Genomic DNA, 22738 nt, shown 5'->3' with positions numbered 1-22738 from the left:
ATGTTGTCTGAGAACGAGATCAACCGGGTGCTCGTGGTGACCGCCCATCCGGACGACGTCGACTTCGCCGCGGCAGGCACGATCGCGCGGTTCACCGACCGTGGCGTCGAGGTGACCTACTGTGTCGTCACCGACGGGGACGCGGGCGGTTTCGACCGCGAGCTGGACAACGGGGGCATGGCGGAGCTCCGCCGCACCGAGCAGACCAACGCGGCGAAGATCGTCGGGGTGACCGACGTGCGATTCCTCGGCCACCGCGACGGGACCGTGGTCCAGAGCCTCGACCTGCGGCGCGACATCACCCGCGTCATCCGCCAGGTCAGGCCCGACCTGGTGGTCACCCACACTCCGGAGCGCAACTACAGGTTCGTCGCCCCCAGCCACCCCGACCACCGCGCGGTCGGCGGCTCCGCGCTCGACGCCGTCTACCCCGACGCGCGCAACCCCTACACCTTCCCGGAGCTCCTGCTCCAGGAGGGCCTGGAGGCGTGGACGGTCCGGGAGGTCTGGCTCAACGGCGGCCAGACCCCCGACCACCACATCGACATCACCGACACCTTCGAACGCAAGCTCGCCGCGCTGCGCGCCCATGTGAGCCAGACCAGCCACATGGAGGGGTTCGAAGACTTCCTCCGGACCCGCTTCTCCCAGGTCGCGACCGAGGCGGGCTTCGGCGAGGGCCGTTACGCCGAGGCCTTCCAGCGGGTCCCCACCGCCTGAGCGGGCCGGGACGGAGAACGCCCCGCCGGAAGGCATCTCACACCCGTGAACACCGTCGACCTCTCGCCGGCCACCGCCGTCGTCGTCGCCCTCCTGGCCGCCGGGGGCGCCGCCGCCGCGCTGCTCGGCCGCCTCGGCCACGCCCGCGCCGTCATCACCGCGTGCCTGCGGGCGGCCGTCCAGCTCGGCGCGGTGGCGCTGATCATCGTCTGGGCCGTGGAGCGGCCGCTCGCGGTGGCGGCCTTCATCCTGGTCATGTACGGCGTGGCGAGCCTGACCGCGGGCCGCAGGATCACCTCGGGCCGGGCGGTCCGGTGGGCCGCCCTGCCGGTCGCGGCGGGGACGCTGCCGGTGCTCGCGCTGCTCGTCGGCACCGGGACCGTCCCGCTGAAGGGCATCACGCTGATCCCGGTGGCGGGCATCCTGCTCGGCGGCTGCCTGACGGCCACGGCGCTCGCGGGACGGCGGGCGGTGGAGGAGCTCATCCAGCGGCGCGGCGAGGTCGAGGCGGCGCTCGCGCTGGGCTTCTCCGAGCGGGACGCGGCGCTGGAGATCTGCCGCCCGGCGGCCGCCCAGGCGCTGGTGCCCGCGCTGGACCAGACATCGACCGTGGGGCTGGTCACGCTCCCCGGAGCCTTCGTGGGCATGCTGCTCGGCGGGGCGAGCCCCGTCCAGGCCGGGATCGTCCAGCTCGTCGTGCTGGTCGCGCTGCTGGCCTCCGAGGCGGTGGCCGTACTCGTCACGATCGAGCTCGCCGCCCGCGGCCGGTTCCCGGCCCGGCGCTGAAACAGCCCGGCGGTGAGACAGCCGATCTCCCTGCCCGACGGGGAAACAGCCCGGCGGTGAGACAGCCGACGTCCCGCCCGGCGGCTCGGACGGCTGAACCCCGCCGGCCCTTCACGCCACCGGATCTCCCGGCGCGGCGGCGGGGCGTCCCCCCGCGGTGTTGTCCCCGGCGCTCCGCGCGGCGCCGGGCTCCGCCGGGGCGAGGCGGGCGGACAGGTAGCCCAGCGAGTTGGTCGCGATGTGGAGCAGTGACGGCGCGGCCAGGCCGCCCCTGCGGCGGAGCTCGCAGAAGAGCACCCCGGCGAGCCCTGTCGCGGCCACCGACCCGGCCACCGCCCGCGACGTCTGCCACGGCGACGCCTTCGCCGGCGGTCCCGGCGCGGCCCCGCCGGCGCCGTCCGCCCGCCGCCCGCCGCCGGGCGCCTCCCCTGACGCCAGGCCGCTCAGCGCGGGATTGGCGGTCACCATGTCGATCGCGGGGAGCACGTGCCAGAGGCCGAACAGGACCGACGAGACGGCGACGGCCGTACGGGGGCCGTGGGAGCGGGCCAGGAGGGCGTGGAGCACGCCCCGGAAGCCGACCTCCTCCAGCAGGACCGTGCCGACCGGCACCTGGAGCAGGGCCTCCTCCAGCACGCGGGCCCGCGAGAGCGACAGCGCCCGCTCGTCGCGGAAGAAGCGGCGGGTGGCCGGGACGGTGATCCCCACGCCGTAGACCCCGGCGACGGCCAGGGCGAGGGCGCCGCCGATCCGCAGGCCGCGCGAGCGCCGGTGGAACCCCAGCTCGGACCAGGACAGCCCGGAACGGCGGGCCAGGGTGAGCAGCGCGCAGGTGGCGGCGGCCGAGGTCAGCGGGGCGAGGCGCGGCGCGACGCGGTTGTTGAGCACGTTGGCCGCCACCAGGACGGTCACCGCGCCCGCGAGCGGGGCCCCCTGCCCCACGGTCACCGTCGCGGCCACCTGACCACGCCTCGGGTCCGCCGTCCGCCACACCCAACCGGACACGGCACCCTGCCCCGCAGCCGTCTGACCACGCCTCGGGACCGCCGTCACCGCCACGCCCAACCGGACACGGCACCCCGCCCCACGGCCACCGCCGCGCGCCGGGCTCCGCCGCCCGCTCCACCGTCACGGCCGCACCCGCCCGCGCGCGGCTCCGCGCTCCGCCTCCGGCGCTCCTCCTGGGATCCGCGCACCTTGATCCTCCTCAGCCTCGGCTCCGAGGCTATGCGAGGCGGGATCATCCCGCGGCGGGCTGTCGCCATCCGGACGGGAACCTCAGGCTGCGCCGCTCCTGGACGGTGAGGCCGCCCCAGATCCCCTCGGGCTCCCCCGCCCGTACGGCATAGGCCCGGCATTCGGCCAGAACCGGGCACTCCGCGCAGACCGCCTTCGCCCGCGCCTCCTGTTCGGCCGACTGCGCCAGCGGGAAGAACAGCTCGGGGTCACTCGCGCGGCAGGCCCCCCGGATGGCCCAGCCGATCTCGCGGACCGTCTTCCGCATGCCATCACCCCCTGATGGATCGACGGCCCTCAGACTAGGCGGATCCCAGTGGCGCGACATCAGCCTCCCGGCGGATTCGCGGGTCACCGTCGGGATGTATCTCAGCAGGCCGCGGTGCCCTCGTTGTAACCCTTGGCGAAGACCGCCTGGCGCTGCTCCGCCGTACCGTGGGCGTCGGGGCGCAGCCAGTCGTCGGTGGGGTCCCCCGCCGCGGCGAGGTTGAGCAGCAGCTCGTCCTCGTCGCCCGGCTCCGCCTGCAGCGACCCGCTCCTGACGAGCGTGCCCAGGGTGCCGCCCGCGTAGCAGTCGGCCTGCAGCTCCCGCTCCACGTTGAGCCTGAAGTCGCTGTCGAGCTGTGCCTGTACGGCGTGCCCGAGCTCGTGCGGGATGATCACGTAGACCGAGCCGTCCCCCATCTTGTCGTAGAGCTCGCGCATCCAGCTCTCGTCGTAGGCGATGAAGTGCCCGACCGGGCAGTAGAAGGCGTTGTTCGGCGCCGAAGGCTGCCCGCCGCAGTCGGGGCCGTTGTCCCCCCGGTAGGGGGTGAAGGCGGTGACCGGCCGGTAGGTCAGCCCGTCGGCGGAGAAGGTCTGCCGCCAGTATGCCTCGCCGAGCTCCTTGGCCAGCCGGACGTCGGACTCGAACGTCTGGCCCAGCGGGGCGGGCCTGGCGGCGTCGGTGCCCGGCCGGTCACTCCCGCAGGCCGCGGCCGTGGCCATCAGGAGCACGAGAAGACAGCGGAAGGCTTTCATACGCCTCATGTTTACCCGGCCGGCCCTCCTCGTGCGACGGGGCGCCCACGGCACGGGCGACGGCCTCCACCGGGTCAGGGGGACGGCCAGGTGTGCACGGGCTCGTTGGTGTGCATGTGCTCGATGTAGCGCAGGGTCATCCGGCGCAGCGCCTCGTGCCTGTCGAGATCTCCCAGCGCGTTCACCGTGTCGATCTGCCAGTTCGCCCCCGTCCTGCCGGTCACGCACCGTCGTTCGATGATGCCGAGCAGCCGGTCCCTGGGGCCGGGGTCGACCCCCCACAGGTCGAGGCCCTCGTAGGCGAGCGGCAGCAGGCGGCGCAGGATCAGCTCGGCGGCGGCCACCTCGCCCAGGCCCGGCCAGTAGAGGCGCGCCTCCAGCCCGTGCCGGGCGGCGGCGTGCAGGTTGTCCGCGGCGGCGGCGAAGGACATGCGCGTCCACACCGGCCGTTCGGCGTGGGGGAGCACGCGCATGAGACCGTAGTAGAACACGGCGTTGGCGGCGACGTCCGCGACCGACGGTCCGGCGGGCAGCACCCGGTTCTCCACCCGCAGGTGCGGGGTGTCGTCGACGACGGCGTAGACCGGCCGGTTCCATCGGTAGACGGTGCCGTTGTGCAGGGTCAGCTCGCCGAGCTCGGGGGTGACGCCACGGGCCAGTTCCTCGCGCGGGTCGGCGTCCTCGCACATGGGCAGGAGCGCGGGGAAGTAGCGCGCGTTCTCCTCGAACAGGTCGAAGACCGAGGTGATCCACCGCTCGCCGAACCAGACCCGCGGCCGCACGCCCTGGGCCTTCAGCTCCACCGGACGGGTGTCGGTGGCCTGCTCGAACAGCGGGATCCTGGTCTCCTGCCAGAGCCGCCGGCCGAACAGGAACGGTGAGTTGGCCGCCACCGCCACCTGGGGGCCGGCGATGACCTGGGCCGCGTTCCAGTGGGCGGCGAACGCCTGCGGGCTGACCTGGAGGTGGAGCTGGAGGCTCGTGCAGGCCGCCTCGGGGGTGATGCTGTCGGCGTAGGTCTCCAGGGCCTCCTCGCCGTGGATCGCCAGGTGCAGGTCCTCGCCCCTGGCCTGGAAGATCTGCTCGTTGAGCAGCTTGTAGCGCGGGTTGGCCGACAGGGTGCCCTCGTGCACGTCCTCCTCCCGGAGCGTGGGCAGGATGCCGGCCATCATCAGGTGCCCGCCGACCGTGCGCGCGCGTTCCTCCGCGTGGTTGAGCCGGTCCCGCACCACCTTCTCCAGCCGCACGGGACCGTCCCCCTCAAGGGACTCCGGCATGACGTTGATCTCCACGTTGAACTGGCCGAGCTCGGTCGCCCAGTCCGGTTCGGCGATCGCCGCCAGCACCTCGGCGTTCTTCATCGCGGGCTCGCCGCGGTCGTCCACCAGGTTGAGTTCGATCTCCAGCCCGGCTCTCGGCCGGTCGAACTCGAACCTGGACTCGCGCAGCAGCTGCGCGAAGACGTCAAGACATCGGCGGACCTTGTCCCGGTATCGCCGTCGGTCCTCCCGATTGAACACCATCGCAGGCACATCGCGACCCATACTTCGCAGAGTCGCACATAAGTTACAGATAGTACAGGTCAGACCAAGTTAGTACGGGTCAGACCAAGCGTCGCGCGGTCGCCCACCGGGAGAGCTCGTGGCGGTTGGAGAGCTGGAGCTTGCGCAGGACGGACGAGACGTGGGTCTCCACGGTCTTGACCGAGATGAACAGCTCCTTGGCGATCTCCTTGTAGGCGTAGCCGCGGGCGATCAGGCGCAGGACCTCGCGCTCGCGCTGGGTCAGCGAGTCGAGCTCGGGGTCGATCGGCGGAGCCTCGCTGGAGGCGAAGGCGTCCAGCACGAAGCCCGCCAGCCTCGGGGAGAACACCGCGTCGCCCTCGGCCACCCGGCGGATCGCGTCGGTGAGCTCGCGACCGCTGATGGTCTTGGTGACGTAGCCCCGGGCACCGCCGCGGATCACGCCGATGACGTCCTCGGCCGCGTCGGAGACCGACAGCGCGAGGAAGCGGACCGTGGAGCCGGAGCCCAGGACGCGGCGCAGGACCTCCTGACCGCCGCCGCCGGGCATGTGCACGTCGAGCAGGACCACGTCGGGCTGGAGCTCGGCGATCGTCCTGACCGCGGACTCGACGTCCTCGGCCTCCCCGATCACCTCGATGGAGTCGCCCAGTTCGGCGCGGACACCCGAGCGGAACAGCCGATGGTCGTCGACGATCAAGACCTTGACGGTGCTCATGAGTCCTCCCTCACCGGCCGCGTCCCCGCACCGCCGCTCTCCCCGGCCCGATTCTTCCTGGCTCGTTCGCTCACGTCTTCTCCAGCTTCATGGTCAACATCACTTCCGTGCCCTCGCCGGGTGCGGTCCGCACGCGGGCGCTGCCGCCGTGGCGCTCCATCCTGCCGATGATCGACTGGCGGATGCCCATCCGGTCCACGGGCACCTGCTCCATGTCGAACCCGACACCACGGTCCCGGACGAAGATGACGACCTCCTCCGGCTCCGCCTCGGCGTAGACGGAGATGACCGATGATTCAGAGTATTTCGCGGCGTTGACCATAGCTTGTCTGGCGGCCTGCATCATCGCCGACAATTCCGGAGTCAGCGGGTGGTCGCCGACGCAGACGACCTCGATCGGCACCCCGTGCGTGTCCTCCTCTTCGGCCGCGGCCCGGCGCACCGCCGCGGCCACCGACGCGTCGGCGTCCTGTTTCGGCTGGTAGAGCCAGTTGCGCAGCTCACGCTCCTGGGAGCGGGCCAGCCGCGTCACCTCGCGCGAGTCATGGGCGTTGCGCTGGATCAGCGTGAGCGTGTGCAGCACGGAGTCGTGCACGTGCGCGGCCATCTCGGCACGCTCCTCCTGGCGGATGCGCTCACGGCGCTCCCGCTGCAGCTCCTTCCACAGGCCGGCCAGCCAGGGGGCCGCGATGAGCGCGACGCCGCCCACGACCACCAGCGTGAAGACGATGCCGGAACGCGCCTTGCTCAGCTCGTTGTTGGCCACCAGGAAGCCGATCGCGCCGACGACGACGAGCCCCAGGCCGGCGAAGGTGCGCACCCGGTTCCGGCGCACCTGCCCGACCGTCGTGCTCATCCAGCGCCGTCGCCGGTCGGGGTCGGCCTGCTGCCACAGGATGAGCGAGCCGATCCCGCCGACCGCGATGGGCCAGGCGCCGATCCCGCCCTTCGAGGTGCCGGTGAGCCAGCCCAGGGCCATCAGCGCCAGCCCCACCGCGCCGTAGGCGGCGAGCTGGCTCCAGTCCCGGTCGGGCTCCCTGCCCTCGTACGGCTCACGCGGGGTGAACATCCACAGCGCCGCGTAGGCCACGGTGCCGATCCCGTCCAACACAGTGAGCAGCACGAACGCCAGCCGCAGCACGACCGGGTCGAGCCCGAGCTGGGCGGCGGCGCCCTGGGCCACGCCGGCGACCAGGCGCCCCTCCACCGGCCTCATCAGCCGGGGGGAGGCGGGCTCCTCGGAAGTCGCGGGCGCCGCGTCATGAATTGTCTGTCGCTCAGCCATATCGTCAGCATCGTCACACGTCGGGGCCCCTCACCGCATCCGGCGTTCCCCTGACACGACCCTGAGGAGGGGCCGCGCGCTCCGGGAGGACTCAGGGGTCTCCCGGATGCGGCCCCCACCGGAGAGGGGCCACGATGGGAACATGACCGACACCGGGAGCGCACAGGACCCGGCGAGCACCTTGTCCGACTCGCCCTCCGCATTCACCTTCGGCGAGGAGCGCGTGCTCCAGCGCAGCAACGAGGGCCGCATGCTCACCGGCGTATGCGCCGGCCTGGGCCGCTACGCCGGTGTCGACCCGGTGCTGTTCCGCGTCGGTTTCGCCGTGCTGATCCTCGGTTCGGGGATCGGCGTCATGCTCTACATCGCGGCGTTCCTGCTGATGCGGGAGACGAACGGCGGTCCGGGATACATGGAGCAGTGGACCCGGCGCACCTTCGACAGCGAGACCGTGCTGGCCCTGCTGACCGGCGTGTTCGCGCTGGGGTTGATCATCAACGTGTCCTCGGACGGCGTCAGCACCGGCACGGTCGTGGTCGGCACGCTGTTCGCCATCGCCATGCTCGTCGCCCACGCGCGCGGCGTCGACCTGCTCGCCGTGGCCCGCTCCCTGCCCGACCGGCTGCGCGGCCGCCGCGTTCCCCGGCCGCCCGCCGCGTTCGGCCCCGCGCAGCCGCCCATCGCGGAGCCCTATCCCACCGGGCGCCCGTGGGCCGGAGCGGCACCCACCGCCCCCCACGCGGCCCAGCCCCCGTCCGCGGGCCCGGCCCCGGAGACCGCCCGGCCGAGCGCGGGCACCTCGGCGGCCGGGGACGTCACGTTCTCCACGAGCGTCCCGTTCTCCACGGGGACGCCGTCCTCCGAGAGCGTCCCGTCCTCCGGGAGCGCCCCGCCAGCGGAGGACACCTCGCCCTCCGAAGGCGTCCCACTCCCCGAGCACACGCCGTCCTCCGGGAGCGCCCCGCCCTCCGAGAACGTGCCGCGGCATCCGAGCACGCCGCGGGCCGGGAACGCGCCGCCCCCGCCCTACCGCACCGCCGTGCCGTCGTTCGACTCCTCCGGCGAGCCGTTCTCGCCGTACGGCCCCTACCAGCCCCTGGACCCGCGCAGGCGGCAGCAGCCCTACGCCCCCTATGACCTCTCCGGGTACGGCGGGCCGGTCCGGACCGCGCCCCGGCCGAAGCGGCCCCGGTCGTTCATCGGAAGCGTCACCCTATGCCTGGCCATGGTCGTTGGAGGGATCATCATGGCGATCCAAGCCACTTCGGGGACGGTCAACATGACGATCGCCGGCGGCGCGGCGCTGGTCACCATCGGCGCCGGCCTCCTGGTCGCCGCGTGGTTCGGCCGGGGCGCGGCCCTGGTCGCGGCGGGCACGCTCATCTCCATCGCCCTGGTCGCGGGGGCCACGCTGACCGACATGCCGAAGAAGTTCGGCAGCTACCACTGGGAGCCGGTCCTGATGTCCGATGTGGCCAAGGAATACACGGTGGGCGTCGGCGAGGGCGCGCTCGACCTCAGCGAGCTGACCTTCCCACCGGGCTCGCGGACGGTCCTCGAGGCGTCCGTCTCGGTGGGCGAGATCAGCGTGATCCTGCCGCCGACGGCCCGGATCGAGGTCAACGGCTACACCAAGCTCGGCGACGTCAAGATCGACCACGAGCTGGAGGGCGGGGCCGACATCCAGCTCAGCAAGGTCCTGGAGCCGGAGGTGACCCCGGAGGGCGACGTCGCGACCATCGTCCTGAACGTCAGGGCGGGCATCGGAGACGTGGAGGTGCGCCGTGCGGCCTGAGGTCGAGCGGACCGGGCGCGGCGGGCGGCACCGCACGGACTGGATGGCCCTGCTCAGCGGCGTGCTGTTCATCGCGGTCGGGACCGTGTTCATCAGCCGGCCGGCCATCGATCCGCTGATCATGCTCCCGGTCGTGCTGGGCGGCCTGGGCTTCGCGGGCCTGGTCGCCATCCTCGCCCGGGCGTTCCGGCGCTAGTGCTCCGGTGCTCCGTTCCGCCGAGCAGGCGGGCGGAGCGGCGCCGGCCCTTCACCGTCCGAACTGCCCGGCACCGGCACCGCCCTCACCGTCGACGGTGGCGCCGCCCTGGCGTACGTCTCGGTCCCACTCACGCGCGGCGGAGCCGGCCGGGCAGCGGCCGGCTCCGCCTCACTCATGCGCCCTTACTCATGCGCCGCGGAGTCGGCCGTTACCCGGCCGCCGCGGAAGCGTCGCCGGCGAGGTGACGGGTGAAGAAGCGCTGGGAGCTGCCCAGCTCGAACGCGGGCACGGCCGTGTGGCCGCCGGGATTGGCGTGCAGCGTCTTCTCCCGCGTGGCGAAGGCGTCGAACAGCGCGAGAGCCGAATCGCGCGGCACCAGCTCGTCGTCCCACTGCAGCAGGAACTCGACCGGGACGGTGACCCGGGACGCCGCCTCGGCCAGGGTCTCATGGCCGGCGAGGCCGAAGACGGCGGCGGTGATCCGCGGTTCGGCGGCGGCGAGCGGGACGCCGATCGCGCTGCCCATCGAAACGCCCCAGAACCCCACCGGCCCGTCCGCGCCGACGCAGTCGAGTCCCTGCAGCGCGTCCAGCGTGGCCTGCCATTCGGGGACCGCCCGTACCGCTCGTGCGGCGTTTTCGCGTGCGATGTGCCGGCCGACGGGCCGGCCCGCCGCCATCCGCTCCCTGAGGACCGCCACGGACCGCGTGTCCTGCTCCGACCGGGGCCGGTCACCGTGCCCGGGCGCGTCGATGGCCGCCACCGCGAAGCCGCACGCCTTCACATAGTGGTGGGCACGGGCCAGCAGACCGGGGGCCTTCTTGTGCTGGCCACCGCCGTGGGCCAGCAGGACCAGGGGACGGCGGCCGGTGGCGCCGTCAGGTGACCAGAGGACGCCGGGGACGTCGCCGAGGGTGAACAGTCGTTCCGAGATGCCGTCGGAGATCGTCTGCGAGGTGAAACGCACAGGTTCTGCCTTTCGAAATGCCTGCGGGCATTCCCTCGGCCACCTGTGTCAGCTTGACCGCACGGCGGACTGAGGGAGCACCCTGCCTGATACAGCGGGAATGGGTCTCACCTCCCAAGTCCGGTCGCCTCCACGGCGACGGGTCGATGACGTGCACCGCGACGGTATCAGATCTCCGCCACGTCCAGGACGCCCGTCCCCGGCGACCGCGGATCATGATCCGCCGGCGCCGTCTCGGCTCATCGCGTCAGCGGTTCTCCGGCGTGGTCCACGGAACAGGACCCATGCCGACCTCACGGCTTCAAGGTCCCTCAAGCGTTAGGCTTGAAGGATGTTGGCCCTGGAGTTCGTCAGCACGGTCCGCGCGACGCGGAGCGGTCCTCTGGACACGCTCTCGGACGTCGCGGGCATGACCGACTGGGGCCGGGCGCACGCCGCCGAGCTGGGGCTCGCCACCGACTTCACCGCCACGGAGGACCTGTGGCGTGAGGTGATCGAGCTGCGGCAGGCCGTCCGGGCCCTGTTCGCCAGGGCCGTCGCGCCAGGCCCGGTGAGCAGCGCCGACGCCGACCGGCTGCCGGGGGCCGCCGCCTCGCTCGACCTGGTCAACGCCGCGGCGCTCGCCGTGCCGCGGGCCCCGAGGCTGGAGTGGCCGGACGGGGGCGAGCCGGTGGCCACGGACGTCCCCGCGGGCCGGGCCGGCGAGTCGGCGCGCATCCGCGCGGCCCTCGCGGCCTCGGCGATAGCGCTGCTGGCCGGGCCGGAGCGCGGGCAGCTGCACGCCTGCCCGGCCCCGCGCTGCGTGCTCTATTTCGTCAAGGAGCACCCGCGCCAGGAGTGGTGCTCGGTCGGGTGCGGCAACCGGGCCCGCGCCGCCCGCCACTACCACCAGCACAAGGGCCGGTGACCCGTAGGTCCGCCCGCCACTACCGCCGGCGCAAGGGCCGGTGACCCGTAGGTCCGCTCGCCGCTACCGCCGGCGCAAGGGCCGGTGACCCGCGGGTCCGCAGCCTGGCCGGTCCCACCCGCCGCGCTCCTCCCCTCTCGCCGCACCCTTCCCTTCCCCTTCCGCCTCTCCTTTCCGCCTCCCCTCCCCCTTCCGCCCACGCGGGCGTCCACACGGTCCCGCCGCGTGGACGCCCCGCCCGGCGGCTCCGGGTGCCGCGCGGGCGGACGGCGGGAGCACCGCGACTCCAAGAAGGAGTGAGCTACATCACATATTTCTAACGGAGCTTTCTTGTAAATTCCGTTAGATTACTTTCAGGTACCTAACGGACGCATCCGTTAGAAACGTGATGGGAGATGGGATGACCTTCAAGACCGGCCATGTCGGCCTCAACGTCACCGACCTCGACAGGTCCAAGGACTTCTACCTGAAGGTCTTCGGCTTCCAGGTCTTCGGCGAGTCGGGCGAGGCGGACCGCCGCTACGCCTTCCTCGGCCTCGACGGCGACCTCCTGCTGACCCTCTGGCAACAGAGCGAGGGCCGCTCGGCCACCGGTCTGCCTGGGCTGCACCACCTGTCCTTCCAGGTGCCGGACATCGAGGCGGTCCACCGCGCCGAGACCGTGATCCGGGAGCTCGGGGCCACGCTCCACCACGACGGCGTGGTGCCGCACGGCGAGGGGGCGTCCTCGGGCGGGGTGTTCTTCGAGGACCCGGACGGGATCCGGCTGGAGATCTTCGCGCCCAGCGGCGCCGGCGCGCGGCCCGCCCCGACCGCCGGCGCTCCCACCTGCGGCTTCTTCTAAGACCATGAGACACGCGGGAGAGCTGGCGGTCCAGCGGCGGGCCGGGGTGCGCCCCGGGGCGTGGGGCTCGGCCTCGGCCAGGCCGGAGATCCCGGCGGTGGCCGCCGAATTCCTGCGGCGGCAGCGGATGCTGCTGATCGGGGCCGCGGACCGGGAAGGGCTGCTGTGGGCGAGCCCGCTTACAGGGGCGGCGGGGTTCGCCGAGGCGGTGGACGAGCGGACGGTCGTGGTCGAGGCGGTGCCCGGCGATCACGACCCGCTGGCGGGGCTGGCCGCCGGGGAGATCGGGATGCTCGCCATCGAGCCGCAGACCAGACGCAGGATGCGGATCAACGGCACCGTCCGGCGTGACGGCGGTCGGCTGATCGTCCACACCGAGCAGACCTATGCGAACTGCCCCAAATACATCCAGACGCGGGACATCTCGGATGGGCCCGCCGGACCTTCCGCGACCGTCTCAACCACGGAGGCGCTCACCGGCGGGCACCGGGCCTGGATCGAGAGCGCCGACACGTTCTTCGTCGCCACCCGGGCGGCGGGGCTCGGCGCCGACCTGTCCCACCGGGGCGGCAACCCGGGGTTCGTCCGGGTGGTCGGCGAGCGGCGGCTGGTCTGGCCCGACTACGTCGGCAACTCGATGTACATGACGCTCGGCAACCTGGAGCTGGACGACAGCTGCGGCCTGCTCTTCCTCGGCTGGGACAGCGGCGAGGCGCTGCACCTGACCGGGCGGGCACGCGTCGACTGGGACCCGCGGGACGTCCCGGGGGCGCAGCGACTGGTCGAGTTCGAGGTGGACCGGGCCGTCCACGTCCGGGGGGCGAGCCCGCTCCGCTGGAGATTCGACGGATACTCCCGTTTCAACCCGCCGCTGCACGCCGCCTCCCCGGAGGGGCCGGCGGGACACGCGACGGGATCCGACGGGGAAAGAGGGCCCCGATGAGAGTCGTCGTGGACCGGGCGCTGTGCCAGGTGCACGCGCAGTGCGTGTTCGCCGCGCCCGAGGTGTTCGAGCTGGATGACAACGACGAGCTGGTCCATGTCGCCGAACCGGGCGACGAGTTGATCGACGCGGTCGAGGAGGCCGCGCGGGCCTGCCCCGTGCAGGCGATATTCCTGGAGGAAGCATGAATTTCACCGAGGAGACGGCCAGGGCCAAGGTGCAGGCCGCCGAGGACGCGTGGAACACACGGGATCCCGAGCGGGTCTCGCTCGCCTACACGCCCGACTCGGTCTGGCGCAACCGGGAGGAGTCCGTCACCGGACGCGAGGAGATCAGGGAGTTCCTCACCCGCAAGTGGGCCCGGGAGCAGGACTACGCGCTCCGCAAGGAGCTGTGGACGTTCGGCGGCAACCGCATCGCCGTACGGTTCCAGTACGAGTGGCACGACGCGGACGGTCAGTGGTGGCGCAGTTACGGCAACGAGCTGTGGGAGTTCGCCGACGACGGGCTGATGCGGCGCCGCGAGGCGAGCATCAACGACGTCCGGATCGACGAGGCGGACCGCCGCATCCTCGGCGGCCGCACACCGAAGGAACTTCCGTTGACGTGATACCAGGGGGTTGACCGGGAACAACAGGGGCGTACGTTCACTTCTGTCGGCTCTCACTTCTCCTGCCCCGCGTGGGTGTTCTTGGAGGACGTATGCCTCGCATCACCGTCACCGTCGACGGAATCACCTACGAGGAGGAGGTCGAGCCGCGTCTTCTCCTCGTCCACCTACTGAGAGATCGGCTCGGCAGGACGGGGACACCCGTCGGCTGCGACACGAGCAACTGCGGAGCCTGCACGGTGCTGCTCGACGGCAGGAGCGCCAAGAGCTGCTCGGTGCTCGCCGTACAGGCCGACGGGAGCGACGTCGTCACGATCGAGGGCCTGGCCCAGGGGGGCGAGTGGCACCCCATGCAGAAGGCCTTCCACACCGAGCACGCCCTGCAGTGCGGATACTGCACCCCAGGCATGATCATGGCCGCGATCGACCTGCTCCGCGACGACCCGGACCCGTCGGAGGAGGCCGTCCGCAAGGGGCTGGAAGGCAACCTGTGCCGGTGCACCGGCTACTGCAACATCGTCCGGGCGGTACGGCGCGGCGCCCAGGAGATGTCGCAGGCCCGTCAGGAGCGGGAGGTCCCGGCGTCATGAGCGAGCAACTCGACGCCGGGCTGGTCGCCGAGCAGATCGCCGAGAGCGGCCGGCTCGGCGAGCCCTCCGGCGCGCGCGAGGTCGGCCGGGCCCGCAGGCGCAAGGAAGACGCCCGGCTGGTCACCGGCCGGACCACGTGGACCGACAACATCCAGCTCCCCGGCATGCTGTACATGGCGTTCCTGCGCAGCCCGATGGCGCACGCCCGGATCACCCGGGTGGACACCTCGGCCGCACGCGGCCGGCCGGGCGTGGTCGCGGTCTACAGCGGCCAGGATCTCGCCGACGAGCAGGGCAGCCTGCCGTGCGCGTGGCCGGTCACCGAGGACATCGTCATCCCCGACCACCCGCCGATGGCGGTGCGCGAGGTCCGCTACGCGGGCGAGGCGGTGGCCTGCGTGGTCGCCACCGACCGCTACAAGGCCGCCGACGCCCTGGAGGCCATCGAGGTCGACTACGAACCGCTGGCCGCGGTGACCGACATGACCGAGGCGCTCGCCGAGGACGCTCCCCTGGTCCACGAGTCCGGCAACCGGGCCTTCACCTGGAAGTTCGCCGGGGGTGACATCGACGCGGCGTTCCGGGACGCCCCCGTGGTGATCGAGCGCACCTACGTGCAGCAGCGGCTCATCCCGACCGCGATGGAGCCCCGCGCGGTCGTGGCCACCACCGACGGCGACGACTTCACCCTCTACTCCGCCACGCAGATCCCGCACGTGCTGCGCGTCATGCTCGCGCTGACGACCGGCATCCCCGAGCACAAGCTGCGCGTGGTCGCCCCCGATGTGGGCGGCGGCTTCGGCTCCAAGCTCCAGGTCACCGCCGAGGAGGTGCTCGCCCTGCTCGTCACCAGGCGGCTGGGCAAGCCGGTGAAGTGGACCGAGTCGCGCTCCGAGGGCAACCTGACCGTGCACCACGGCCGCGACCAGCTCCAGCGGATCTCCCTCGCGGCCGAGCGGGACGGGCGGCTGCGGGGCGTCCGGGTGGACCTCCTCGCCGACATGGGCGCCTACCTGATGCTGGTCACGCCCGGCGTCCCGCTGCTCGGCGCGTTCATGTACAACGGCATCTACAAAATGGACGCCTACGACTTCACCTGCACCGGCGTCTTCACCACCAAGATGCCGACCGACGCCTACCGGGGCGCCGGCCGTCCCGAGGCCACCTTCGCCATCGAGCGGGCCATGGACGAGCTCGCGCACGAGCTGGGCCTGGACCCCGTCGAGGTACGGCGGCGCAGCTGGATCACCCACCAGGAGTTCCCGTACGAGACGATCTGCGGGCTCACCTACGACTCCGGCAACTACGAGGCCGCGACGGACAAGGCGCTCGCGCTGTTCGGTTACGACAAGCTCCGGGCCGAGCAGACCGACCGGCGGGAGCGGCGGGACCCGGTGCAGCTCGGCATCGGGGTCTCGACCTACACCGAGATGTGCGGTCTGGCGCCCTCGCGCGTGCTGGGGAGCCTGAGCTACGGCGCCGGCGGGTGGGAGCACGCCACGGTCCGGATGCTGCCCACCGGCAAGGTCGAGGTGGTCACCGGGACCAGCCCGCACGGCCAGGGGCACGAGACGGCCTGGAGCCAGATCGCGGCCGACGCGCTGGGCGTGCCGTTCGGCGACGTCGCCGTGCTCCACGGCGACACGGCGATCTCCCACAAGGGCATGGACACCTACGGCTCGCGCTCACTGGTCGTGGGCGGCGTCGCCGTCCTGGCGGCCTGCGAGAAGGTGAAGGACAAGGCCCGGCAGCTCGCCGCGCACATGCTTGAGGCCGCCGCCGACGACGTCGAGTTCGCCGACGGGTCGTTCACCGTGCGCGGGACATCTGAGGGGAAGACCATCCAGGAGCTCGCGCTGGCCGCCTTCGCCGCGCACGACCTGCCCGACGGCGTCGAGCCCGGGCTCGACGCCGAGGCGACCTTCGACCCGGACAACTTCTCCTTCCCGCACGGCACCCACCTGTGCGCGGTCGAGGTGGACACCGAGACCGGCGCGTGCGCGATCCGCTCCTACGTGGCCGTGGACGACGTGGGCTCCGTGGTGAACCCGCTGATCGTCGAGGGCCAGGTGCACGGCGGCATCGCGCAGGGCATCGGCCAGGCGCTGTTCGAGGAGGCGGTCCACGACTCCGAGGGCAACCTGCTCACCACGACCATGGCCGACTACCTGATCCCGTCGGCGGCCGACCTGCCCGACTTCACCACCGGCCGCACCGAGACCCCGGCGACCAGCAACCCGCTGGGCGTCAAGGGCGTCGGCGAGGCCGGGACGATCGCCTCGACCCCGGCCGTCGTCAACGCGGTCGTCGACGCGCTGCGCCCGTACGGCGTGCACGACGTGCGGATGCCGTGCACCCCGGAACGGATCTGGCGCCTGGTCTCCGAGGCGGGAGCGCCCGCGCCGGCGGCCACGTCCGGGACCGGGACCGGGACCGGAGAGCCGGCCGCGTCCGGAGCCGGGGAGACGACCGCGTCCGCTTCCACGCCCGAGGAGGGCGCCCGATGATCCCCGCTCCGTTCGACTACATCCGGCCCGCCACGCTGGAGGAGGCCTGCGGCGTGCTCGCCGAGGCCGACGCCTCCGGCGACGACGTCAAGGTGCTGGCCGGCGGCCAGTCCCTGCTGCCGCTGCTGCGCCTGCGGCTGGCCTACCCGGCCGCGCTGGTGGACCTGGGCCGGCTGCCCGAGCTGCACGGCGTCGAGGACCGGGGCGACCACGTGTTCGTCGGCGCGCTCACCACACACGACGAGGTGCTCCGCTCCGCCCTGGTCAGGGAGCAGATCCCGCTGGTCGCGCTGGCCACCGCCACGGTCGCCGACCCCGCCGTACGGCACCGCGGCACGTTCGGCGGATCGATGGCCCACGCCGACCCCGCCGGCGACCTGCCCGCCGTCGCCCTGGCGCTGGACTGCGTGTTCGTCGTCAGGTCGGGCGAGGGCGAGCGGGAGATCCCGGCGGCCGAGTTCTTCGTCGACTACCTGGAGTCCGCACTCGGGCCCGGCGAGGTGCTGGTCGGCGTCCGGGTGCCCAAACTCGGCCCCGGCTGGGGCTACCACTACGAGAAGTTCCACCGGACCGCGCAGGCGTGGGCGATCGTCGGCGTGGCGGCGGCCGTACGGCGTGCCGGCGAGACCATCGAGGAGGCGCGGATCGGGCTGACCAACATGGGTCCGACGCCGGTGCGGGCGCGGGCGGCGGAGGCGGCGCTGCGCGGCCTGGGCTCCCCGCCGGCCGGTGACGACGGGGCGCACGACCCGGTCAGGGACGCCTGCGGCCAGGCGGACTCCGGCACCTCGCCCCCGTCGGACCTGCACGCCGGACCCGACTACCGCCGCCACCTGGCCCGGGTGCTGACCCACCGGGCGGTCCGGGCCACGGCCGGCTGAACCGCGCCCCGCACCGGCCGGGAACTCGTTCCCGGCCGGTGCGGGGCAGGTCGGCGCCGGCGGTGAGTTCACCTCCCGCCGGTGCGGGCAGGCAGACTGGTAACAGCCGCGCGGTCGCCATGTCGCAGGAGCGGGGGCGGCCGGTCGACGGTGGCCGATCGACAAGGAGCGGATCGATGGCGATGCGGTTCGAGCACGAGTTCACGGTTCCGGTGCCGGTGGAGCAGGCATGGTCGGTGCTGCTCGACGTCGAGCGGGTCGCGCCCTGCCTGCCGGGCGCCACCCTCGACACGGTGGAGGGTGACTCCTTCACCGGCCGGATGAAGGTCAAAGTCGGCCCGATCACCGTGACCTACCAGGGTGAGGCCGCGTTCGAAGACGTGGACAAGGACGCCCACGCCCTGACCATCAAGGCCGCCGGCAAGGAGACGCGGGGCTCGGGCACGGCCGGCGCCACGGTCACCGCGCGGCTGCACGCCGCGGGCCCGGACACCCGGGTCGCCGTCGAGACCTCCTTCAACGTGACCGGCCGCCCGGCCCAGTTCGGCCGGGGGGTCATGGCCGAGATCGGCGGCAGGCTGATCGACAGGTTCGCGGCCAACCTCGCCGGGCTGCTCGGGGAGAGCCCGGCCGCCGAGCCGGCCGCGCCGCCGCTGGTCCCCGGGCAGGGCACGGCCGAGCAGGTCACCGAGGGCGTGGAGGGCACGGACACGGGCGCGGCGGGCACGGGCGCGGCGGGCCTGGCGGGCCTGGCGGAGCCCGCGGATCTCCCGGCGCCGGAGGACGCCGCGGGTCCGGCGGGCGGGGCGGCCCCGGCGGGCGAGGGCTCCGGCGAGCCCTCCAGGAGGGGCGAGCCGGTCCGTCACCTCACCGCGGTGCCCTCCTCCCCGGAGGGGGCCGCGGTGGAGAAGGCGCTCGGCCTCGACGCCCACCCGGCGGGCACCCACCGCGCCTCGCGCACCGCCGAGGAGGAGGCCCTCGACCTCATGGAGATCGCGGGCCTGCCCCTGCTCAAGCGCGCCGCCCCGCTGCTGGCCGCCCTGGCGGGGCTCGTCCTGGCCGGCTGGCTGGTCCGACGGATGCTGCGCCGCCGCTGAGCCGGCCCCGCACCACCGGCCGTGACGCGGTCGACGACGCGCTGGTCGTGACCGTCCTCGTCCGGTGGCGGGCCTGTCCGGGCCAGTGCCCGGTAGCGGCGGATCTCGGCCCGGCGGTGGCGGCCGATCAGGTCGGTGGCGGTGCCGTACAGCCAGGGTCGGACGCCGCCCCGGGAGGGGTCGAAGCGGTTACGCCGGGGGAAGGCGATGAGCACCGGTGGCGGGCCGGGGCCGTGCGGCGACCGCACGGCCCCGGACGCCGCCGGAGGCCCGGCGGGCGGCGGTGCTCAGCCGGCGAGGGTCCACTTCTGCTGGGGCTCGCCGTTGCACGCCCACAGCTGGACGACCGTGGCGGGCTTCTCGCGGGTGTTCAGGTCGGCGTCCAGGCACTTGTGCGGGCGGATGCGGCTGTGGATCGTGCCGTCGCCCGGCAGGTCCCACTTCTGCTGGGGCTGGCCGTTGCAGTCCCACCACAGCTGGACCCTCGTGGCGGGGTCTTCGAGGGTGTTCAGGTCAGCGTCCAGGCACTTGCCCGCGTCGACGCGGCTGCGGATCGTGCCGTCGCCCGGCATGAACCACTTCTGCTGGGGCTGGCCGTTGCAGTCCCACCACAGCTGGACCTTCGTGCCGGGACTGGCGAGGCTGTCCAGGTCCGCGTCCAGGCACTTGCCCGCGAGGAGCTCGTTCCGGATCGTCAGATCGCCGTTGGCCGCCTCCGCCGGCCGGGTGTCCGCCAGGGCGACGCCCGGGGCGAGGAAGGTCAGCGCCGAAACGGCGGCGGTGGCGACGGCGGTGGCGGTGATGCGTGGGAGGCGGTGGCGTGCTGTGTGATTCCGCATCTGGATCTCGTTCTCCTTGTCTCACTTGCGCTGGGCAGGCACGGGAGTGCCTGGCAGGGGAGACGTTCTCAGAGGCCGCTGTCGCGCCGGTCACCTTACGGTCACCCGGCACTCACAGCATGCCATCGAATGGTGACTCAAAGTCATTACAAGGTAACGTAAAGTCATGTGACGGACGCTCGGCGGGACAACCGCCTGTCAGGGACGGGTTTCGAGTTCGGAGTCCTGGGGCCGCTCAAGGTGCTGCGCGACGGCGCTCCCGTGGCGGTCGGAGCGGCCAAGCAGCGGGTGCTGCTGGCCTGCCTGCTGATCGAGGCCAACAGGGTCGTCCCCGTCGAGACGTTGACGGCCCGGCTGTGGGGGGAGGACCCGCCCGACGGGGCGCGGAACGCCCTGCAGAACTACGTGATGCGGCTACGCCGGGTGCTGGGCGGCCCCGGGGGCGGCGGTCCCGTGCGGACCTGCCCGCAGGGCTATCTGATCGGCGTGGCCGACGACGCGATCGATCTGCACCGCTTCGACGCCCTGGTACGCCACGCCAGGACGGCCGTCGCCGCAGGCGAGGCGGGGCAGGCGTCGGCGCTGCTGCGGGAGGCGCTGAGGCTGTGGCGCGGGCAGCCGCTGTCGGATGTGCCCTCGGAGCCGCTCCAGCGGGAGGTCGTGCCGGCACTGGCCGAGCGCCGGCTGGGCGCGATCGAGCTGCGGATCGAGGCGGACCTGGCGCTGGGGCGCCACCAGGACGTGCTCCCGGAGCTGCGGGAGCTGACCGGCGCGCACCCGCTGAAGGAGCGGTTCTGGGCGCAGCGGATGCTGGCGCTGTACCGGTCGGGGCGCCAGGGCGAGGCCCTGCAGTGCTATCGCACCGTCAGCGAGATCCTCGCCGAGGAGCTGGGCATCGATCCCGGCGCGGAGCTGCGGGAGCTGCACGGGCGGCTGCTGGGCGCCGATCCCGCGCTCGCCCGCCCGGTGCCGCGTGACGGCGGCACGCGGGCGGCCGGCAACCTGCCCGCCGAGCTGACGACGTTCGTCGGCCGTGAGCGGCAGCTCGTCCAGACCCAGCGGCTGCTGGAGAGCGCCCGGCTGGTCACCCTGACCGGCCTGGGCGGGGTGGGCAAGACGCGGCTGGCGCTGCGGGTGGCGGCGCGGGTCTCCCCCGCCTTCCTGGACGGGGTCTGGCTGGCCGACCTCGCCCCGCTGACCGAGCCCGGACTGCTCGACCGGGCGGTGGCCGAGGCCCTGGGGATCCGCGACCGGTCGACGCGCTCCGGCGTGGACGTCCTGGTCGAGCATCTGCGCGACAGGCAGATACTGCTGGTGCTGGACAACTGCGAGCACGTGGTGGACGCCGTCGCGGCGCTGACGGTCACGCTCCTGCGCGCGGCGCCCGGCCTGCGGGCGCTCGCCACCAGCAGGCAGCGGCTCGGCCTCCAGGGGGAGCACTGCCTGCCCGTTCCGCCCCTGCCCGTGCCGCCCCTGCCGGCACCGGCCCACGGGGGCGACGGGCCGCTGACCCGCTATGAGGCCGTACGGCTGCTGACGGACCGCGCCGCCGCCTCGGCTCCGGATTTCCAGATCACCGACCGCAACCGCGGCGCCGTCGCCCAGCTCTGCCGGCGGCTGGACGGCATCCCCCTGGCCATCGAGCTGGCGGCGGTACGGCTGAGCACGCTCTCGGTCGAGGAGATCCTCGACCGGCTCGACGACCGGTTCCGGCTGCTGACCGACAGCGGGGCCCGGAGCGCCCCCCGCTACCACCGCACCCTGCGCGGCGTGGTCGACTGGAGCCACGACCTGTGCACCGAGCACGAGCGGCGGCTGTGGGCGCGGGTGTCGGTGTTCTCCGGCGGGTTCGACCTGGCGGCGGCCGAGGCCGTGTGCTCCGGCGAGGGGCTCGCCCGCGAGGACGTCATGGACGTCCTCGCGGGCCTGGTGCACAAGTCGATCGTGACGGCGAGCTGTCCCGGCGACCGGACCCGATACCGCCTGCCGGAGACCATCCGCCAGTACGGACAGCAGCGGCTCGACGGCCTCGGCCAGGGCACGGCGCTGCGGCGGCGCCACCGCGACCACTATCGCGACCTGGTCGCCCGGGCCGCGGCGGACTGGTGCGGCCCCCGCGAGGCCGAGTGGATGGCCCGGCTCCGGCAGGAGCTGCCCAACCTGCGGGCCGCGCTGGATTTCTGCATCACGCAGCCGGGTCAGGCTCCGGCCGGAGTGGAGATCGCCGCGGGCCTCACCCGGACCCGGTGCTGGTTCTTCCTCGGCAGCCTCGGCGAGGGACGCCACTGGCTGGAGCGCACGCTCGCCCTGTCCCCGCGCCGGCCCGGCCCGCTGCGCGCCGGCGGGGCGGCGCTCATGACGTGGATCGCCCTCTGCCAGGGCGACCAGGAGGCCGCCGACGCCTTCCTGGCCGACTGCCGCGACGCGGCGCGGCAGCTCACCGGGCAGGACCCGGTGGCGGTCGCCGGGCAGGACCCGGTGGCAGTCGCCGGGCAGGACCCGGTGGCGGTCGCCGGGCAGGACGCCGTGACCACCGTGGGGCAGGATCCGGCGGTCGCCGGCGCGGTGGCGGCCGTCGAATACATCGAGGGCGCCCACGCGATGCTCGTCCGAGCCGACGCGCGGGCCATACCGCTGCTGGCGCGGGCGCGGGACCGCTTCCGGCAGGGCGGCGAGGTCGGCGACGCCCACATGGCCACGATGATGTGGGCCATGGCCGCGGCCTTCCTCGGCGACCGGGACATCGCGGTCGCCGCCGGCGACGCCTACCTTGCCGACGCCGAGGCGTCCCAGGGGGTCTGGGCCCACTCGTGGGCGCTGTGGTGTCTGGGCCTCACGGAGCTGAGACACGGCGAGCCCCGCCGGGCCGCCGCCCTGATCCGCGACTCCCTGCGCCGCCAGCGGGAGATCGACGACTCCTGGGGTCCCATATGGGGAGTCGAGACGCTGGCCTGGGCGGTCGCCGCCGCCGGGCAGCACGATCACGCCACCCGGCTGCTGGGGGCCGCACACCGGCTACGGCAGTCGACCGGCGTCGTGCTCGCCGGGCTGCGCCCCTTCCACGACGCCCACACGAGGGCGGTCCGCCTCATCCGCCGCACACTCGACGCTCGCGCCTACGCGACCGCCTTCGAGCACGGCGCCCACACCGAGGACGTCATCGGCCTGGCCCTGGAGGAGGACCCGGCCGGGGGGATCGCGGGGCCCGGTGGTGCGGGAGCCGTTAAAAACAGCTTCAGCAGTTCACAAGCAAGACAGGACACCCCTTAGT

At 73.2% G+C, this 22738-nt stretch carries 22 protein-coding genes; 14 read left to right on the top strand and 8 right to left on the bottom strand.

The window, feature by feature from the left end; genetic code table 11:
* Window positions 1-720, top strand: coding sequence for a PIG-L deacetylase family protein (locus ACZ6R6_RS20465; RefSeq protein ID WP_470095436.1), 720 nt, complete (start codon window positions 1-3; stop codon window positions 718-720).
* Window positions 721-765: 45 nt separating this feature from the next.
* Window positions 766-1506, top strand: coding sequence for an ABC transporter permease (locus tag ACZ6R6_RS20460; RefSeq protein ID WP_470095434.1), 741 nt, complete (start codon window positions 766-768; stop codon window positions 1504-1506).
* 111 nt (window positions 1507-1617) lie between these two features.
* On the opposite strand, the gene ACZ6R6_RS20455 is transcribed toward ACZ6R6_RS20460, so the two are convergent.
* The 6 genes from ACZ6R6_RS20455 to ACZ6R6_RS20430 all read right to left on the bottom strand — a co-directional run bounded on the left by ACZ6R6_RS20455 (window position 1618) and on the right by ACZ6R6_RS20430 (window position 7288).
* Window positions 1618-2466, bottom strand: a complete 849-nt coding sequence (locus ACZ6R6_RS20455; RefSeq protein ID WP_470095432.1) for a lysostaphin resistance A-like protein — start codon at window positions 2464-2466, stop codon at window positions 1618-1620.
* A 280-nt stretch (window positions 2467-2746) separates the two neighbouring features.
* Window positions 2747-3010, bottom strand: a complete 264-nt coding sequence (locus tag ACZ6R6_RS20450) for a WhiB family transcriptional regulator (RefSeq protein WP_470095430.1) — start codon at window positions 3008-3010, stop codon at window positions 2747-2749.
* A 101-nt stretch (window positions 3011-3111) separates the two neighbouring features.
* A complete protein-coding gene (locus tag ACZ6R6_RS20445; protein ID WP_470095428.1) occupies window positions 3112-3762 on the bottom strand; it encodes a neutral zinc metallopeptidase in 651 nt (216 codons plus the stop codon).
* 74 nt (window positions 3763-3836) lie between these two features.
* Window positions 3837-5285: a glutamate-cysteine ligase family protein gene (locus tag ACZ6R6_RS20440; RefSeq protein WP_470095426.1), complete on the bottom strand. Its 1449-nt coding sequence runs from the start codon at window positions 5283-5285 to the stop codon at window positions 3837-3839.
* Between the two features lie 79 nt (window positions 5286-5364).
* On the bottom strand, window positions 5365-6003 hold the full coding sequence (locus tag ACZ6R6_RS20435; RefSeq protein ID WP_306859391.1) for a response regulator: 639 nt from the start codon (window positions 6001-6003) through the stop codon (window positions 5365-5367).
* Between the two features lie 70 nt (window positions 6004-6073).
* Window positions 6074-7288 carry an ATP-binding protein gene (locus ACZ6R6_RS20430; protein WP_470095424.1) on the bottom strand — a complete coding sequence of 405 codons (1215 nt, stop codon included), beginning with the start codon at window positions 7286-7288 and terminating at the stop codon, window positions 6074-6076.
* A gap of 142 nt (window positions 7289-7430) precedes the next feature.
* On the opposite strand from ACZ6R6_RS20430, the gene ACZ6R6_RS20425 reads away from it, so the two are divergent.
* Window positions 7431-9083, top strand: coding sequence for a PspC domain-containing protein (locus ACZ6R6_RS20425; RefSeq protein ID WP_470095422.1), 1653 nt, complete (start codon window positions 7431-7433; stop codon window positions 9081-9083).
* On the top strand, window positions 9073-9279 hold the full coding sequence (locus ACZ6R6_RS20420) for a hypothetical protein (RefSeq protein ID WP_470095420.1): 207 nt from the start codon (window positions 9073-9075) through the stop codon (window positions 9277-9279). The genes ACZ6R6_RS20425 and ACZ6R6_RS20420 overlap by 11 nt, the downstream gene beginning before the upstream one ends.
* A gap of 211 nt (window positions 9280-9490) precedes the next feature.
* Here ACZ6R6_RS20420 and ACZ6R6_RS20415 read toward each other — a convergent pair whose 3' ends face one another.
* Window positions 9491-10249, bottom strand: a complete 759-nt coding sequence (locus tag ACZ6R6_RS20415; protein ID WP_470095418.1) for a dienelactone hydrolase family protein — start codon at window positions 10247-10249, stop codon at window positions 9491-9493.
* A 331-nt stretch (window positions 10250-10580) separates the two neighbouring features.
* On the opposite strand from ACZ6R6_RS20415, the gene ACZ6R6_RS20410 reads away from it, so the two are divergent.
* The 9 genes from ACZ6R6_RS20410 to ACZ6R6_RS20370 all read left to right on the top strand — a co-directional run bounded on the left by ACZ6R6_RS20410 (window position 10581) and on the right by ACZ6R6_RS20370 (window position 18628).
* A complete protein-coding gene (locus ACZ6R6_RS20410; protein ID WP_470095416.1) occupies window positions 10581-11156 on the top strand; it encodes a CGNR zinc finger domain-containing protein in 576 nt (191 codons plus the stop codon).
* A 400-nt stretch (window positions 11157-11556) separates the two neighbouring features.
* Window positions 11557-12000: a VOC family protein gene (locus ACZ6R6_RS20405; protein ID WP_470095414.1), complete on the top strand. Its 444-nt coding sequence runs from the start codon at window positions 11557-11559 to the stop codon at window positions 11998-12000.
* A 4-nt stretch (window positions 12001-12004) separates the two neighbouring features.
* A complete protein-coding gene (locus tag ACZ6R6_RS20400; RefSeq protein ID WP_470095412.1) occupies window positions 12005-12943 on the top strand; it encodes a pyridoxamine 5'-phosphate oxidase family protein in 939 nt (312 codons plus the stop codon).
* Entirely contained in the window at window positions 12940-13131 is a 192-nt protein-coding gene (locus tag ACZ6R6_RS20395) for a ferredoxin (RefSeq protein WP_470095410.1), read from the top strand. The genes ACZ6R6_RS20400 and ACZ6R6_RS20395 overlap by 4 nt, the downstream gene beginning before the upstream one ends.
* Window positions 13128-13553: a nuclear transport factor 2 family protein gene (locus ACZ6R6_RS20390; protein WP_451930523.1), complete on the top strand. Its 426-nt coding sequence runs from the start codon at window positions 13128-13130 to the stop codon at window positions 13551-13553. The genes ACZ6R6_RS20395 and ACZ6R6_RS20390 overlap by 4 nt, the downstream gene beginning before the upstream one ends.
* 92 nt (window positions 13554-13645) lie before the next feature.
* Window positions 13646-14143, top strand: a complete 498-nt coding sequence (locus ACZ6R6_RS20385) for a (2Fe-2S)-binding protein (protein ID WP_470095408.1) — start codon at window positions 13646-13648, stop codon at window positions 14141-14143.
* A complete protein-coding gene (locus ACZ6R6_RS20380; RefSeq protein WP_470095406.1) occupies window positions 14140-16650 on the top strand; it encodes a xanthine dehydrogenase family protein molybdopterin-binding subunit in 2511 nt (836 codons plus the stop codon). Before ACZ6R6_RS20385 ends, ACZ6R6_RS20380 begins: the two co-directional genes overlap by 4 nt.
* Complete coding sequence (locus ACZ6R6_RS20375; RefSeq protein WP_470095404.1) at window positions 16647-17531, top strand: FAD binding domain-containing protein; 885 nt, start codon at window positions 16647-16649, stop codon at window positions 17529-17531. Before ACZ6R6_RS20380 ends, ACZ6R6_RS20375 begins: the two co-directional genes overlap by 4 nt.
* Window positions 17532-17707: 176 nt before the next feature.
* Window positions 17708-18628 carry an SRPBCC family protein gene (locus ACZ6R6_RS20370; RefSeq protein WP_470095402.1) on the top strand — a complete coding sequence of 307 codons (921 nt, stop codon included), beginning with the start codon at window positions 17708-17710 and terminating at the stop codon, window positions 18626-18628.
* A 287-nt stretch (window positions 18629-18915) separates the two neighbouring features.
* Here ACZ6R6_RS20370 and ACZ6R6_RS20365 read toward each other — a convergent pair whose 3' ends face one another.
* Window positions 18916-19467 (bottom strand): RICIN domain-containing protein, encoded by a 552-nt coding sequence (locus tag ACZ6R6_RS20365; RefSeq protein WP_470095400.1) that lies wholly within the window; start codon window positions 19465-19467, stop codon window positions 18916-18918.
* 168 nt (window positions 19468-19635) lie between these two features.
* On the opposite strand from ACZ6R6_RS20365, the gene ACZ6R6_RS20360 reads away from it, so the two are divergent.
* Entirely contained in the window at window positions 19636-22737 is a 3102-nt protein-coding gene (locus ACZ6R6_RS20360) for an AfsR/SARP family transcriptional regulator (RefSeq protein WP_470095398.1), read from the top strand.
* Window position 22738: the final 1 nt, after the last annotated feature.

This window comes from Streptosporangium sp. NPDC048886 (genome assembly GCF_055586905.1).
The sequence above is the reverse complement of the archived record's forward strand: the minus strand, read 5'-3'. Positions and strand labels throughout refer to the sequence as shown.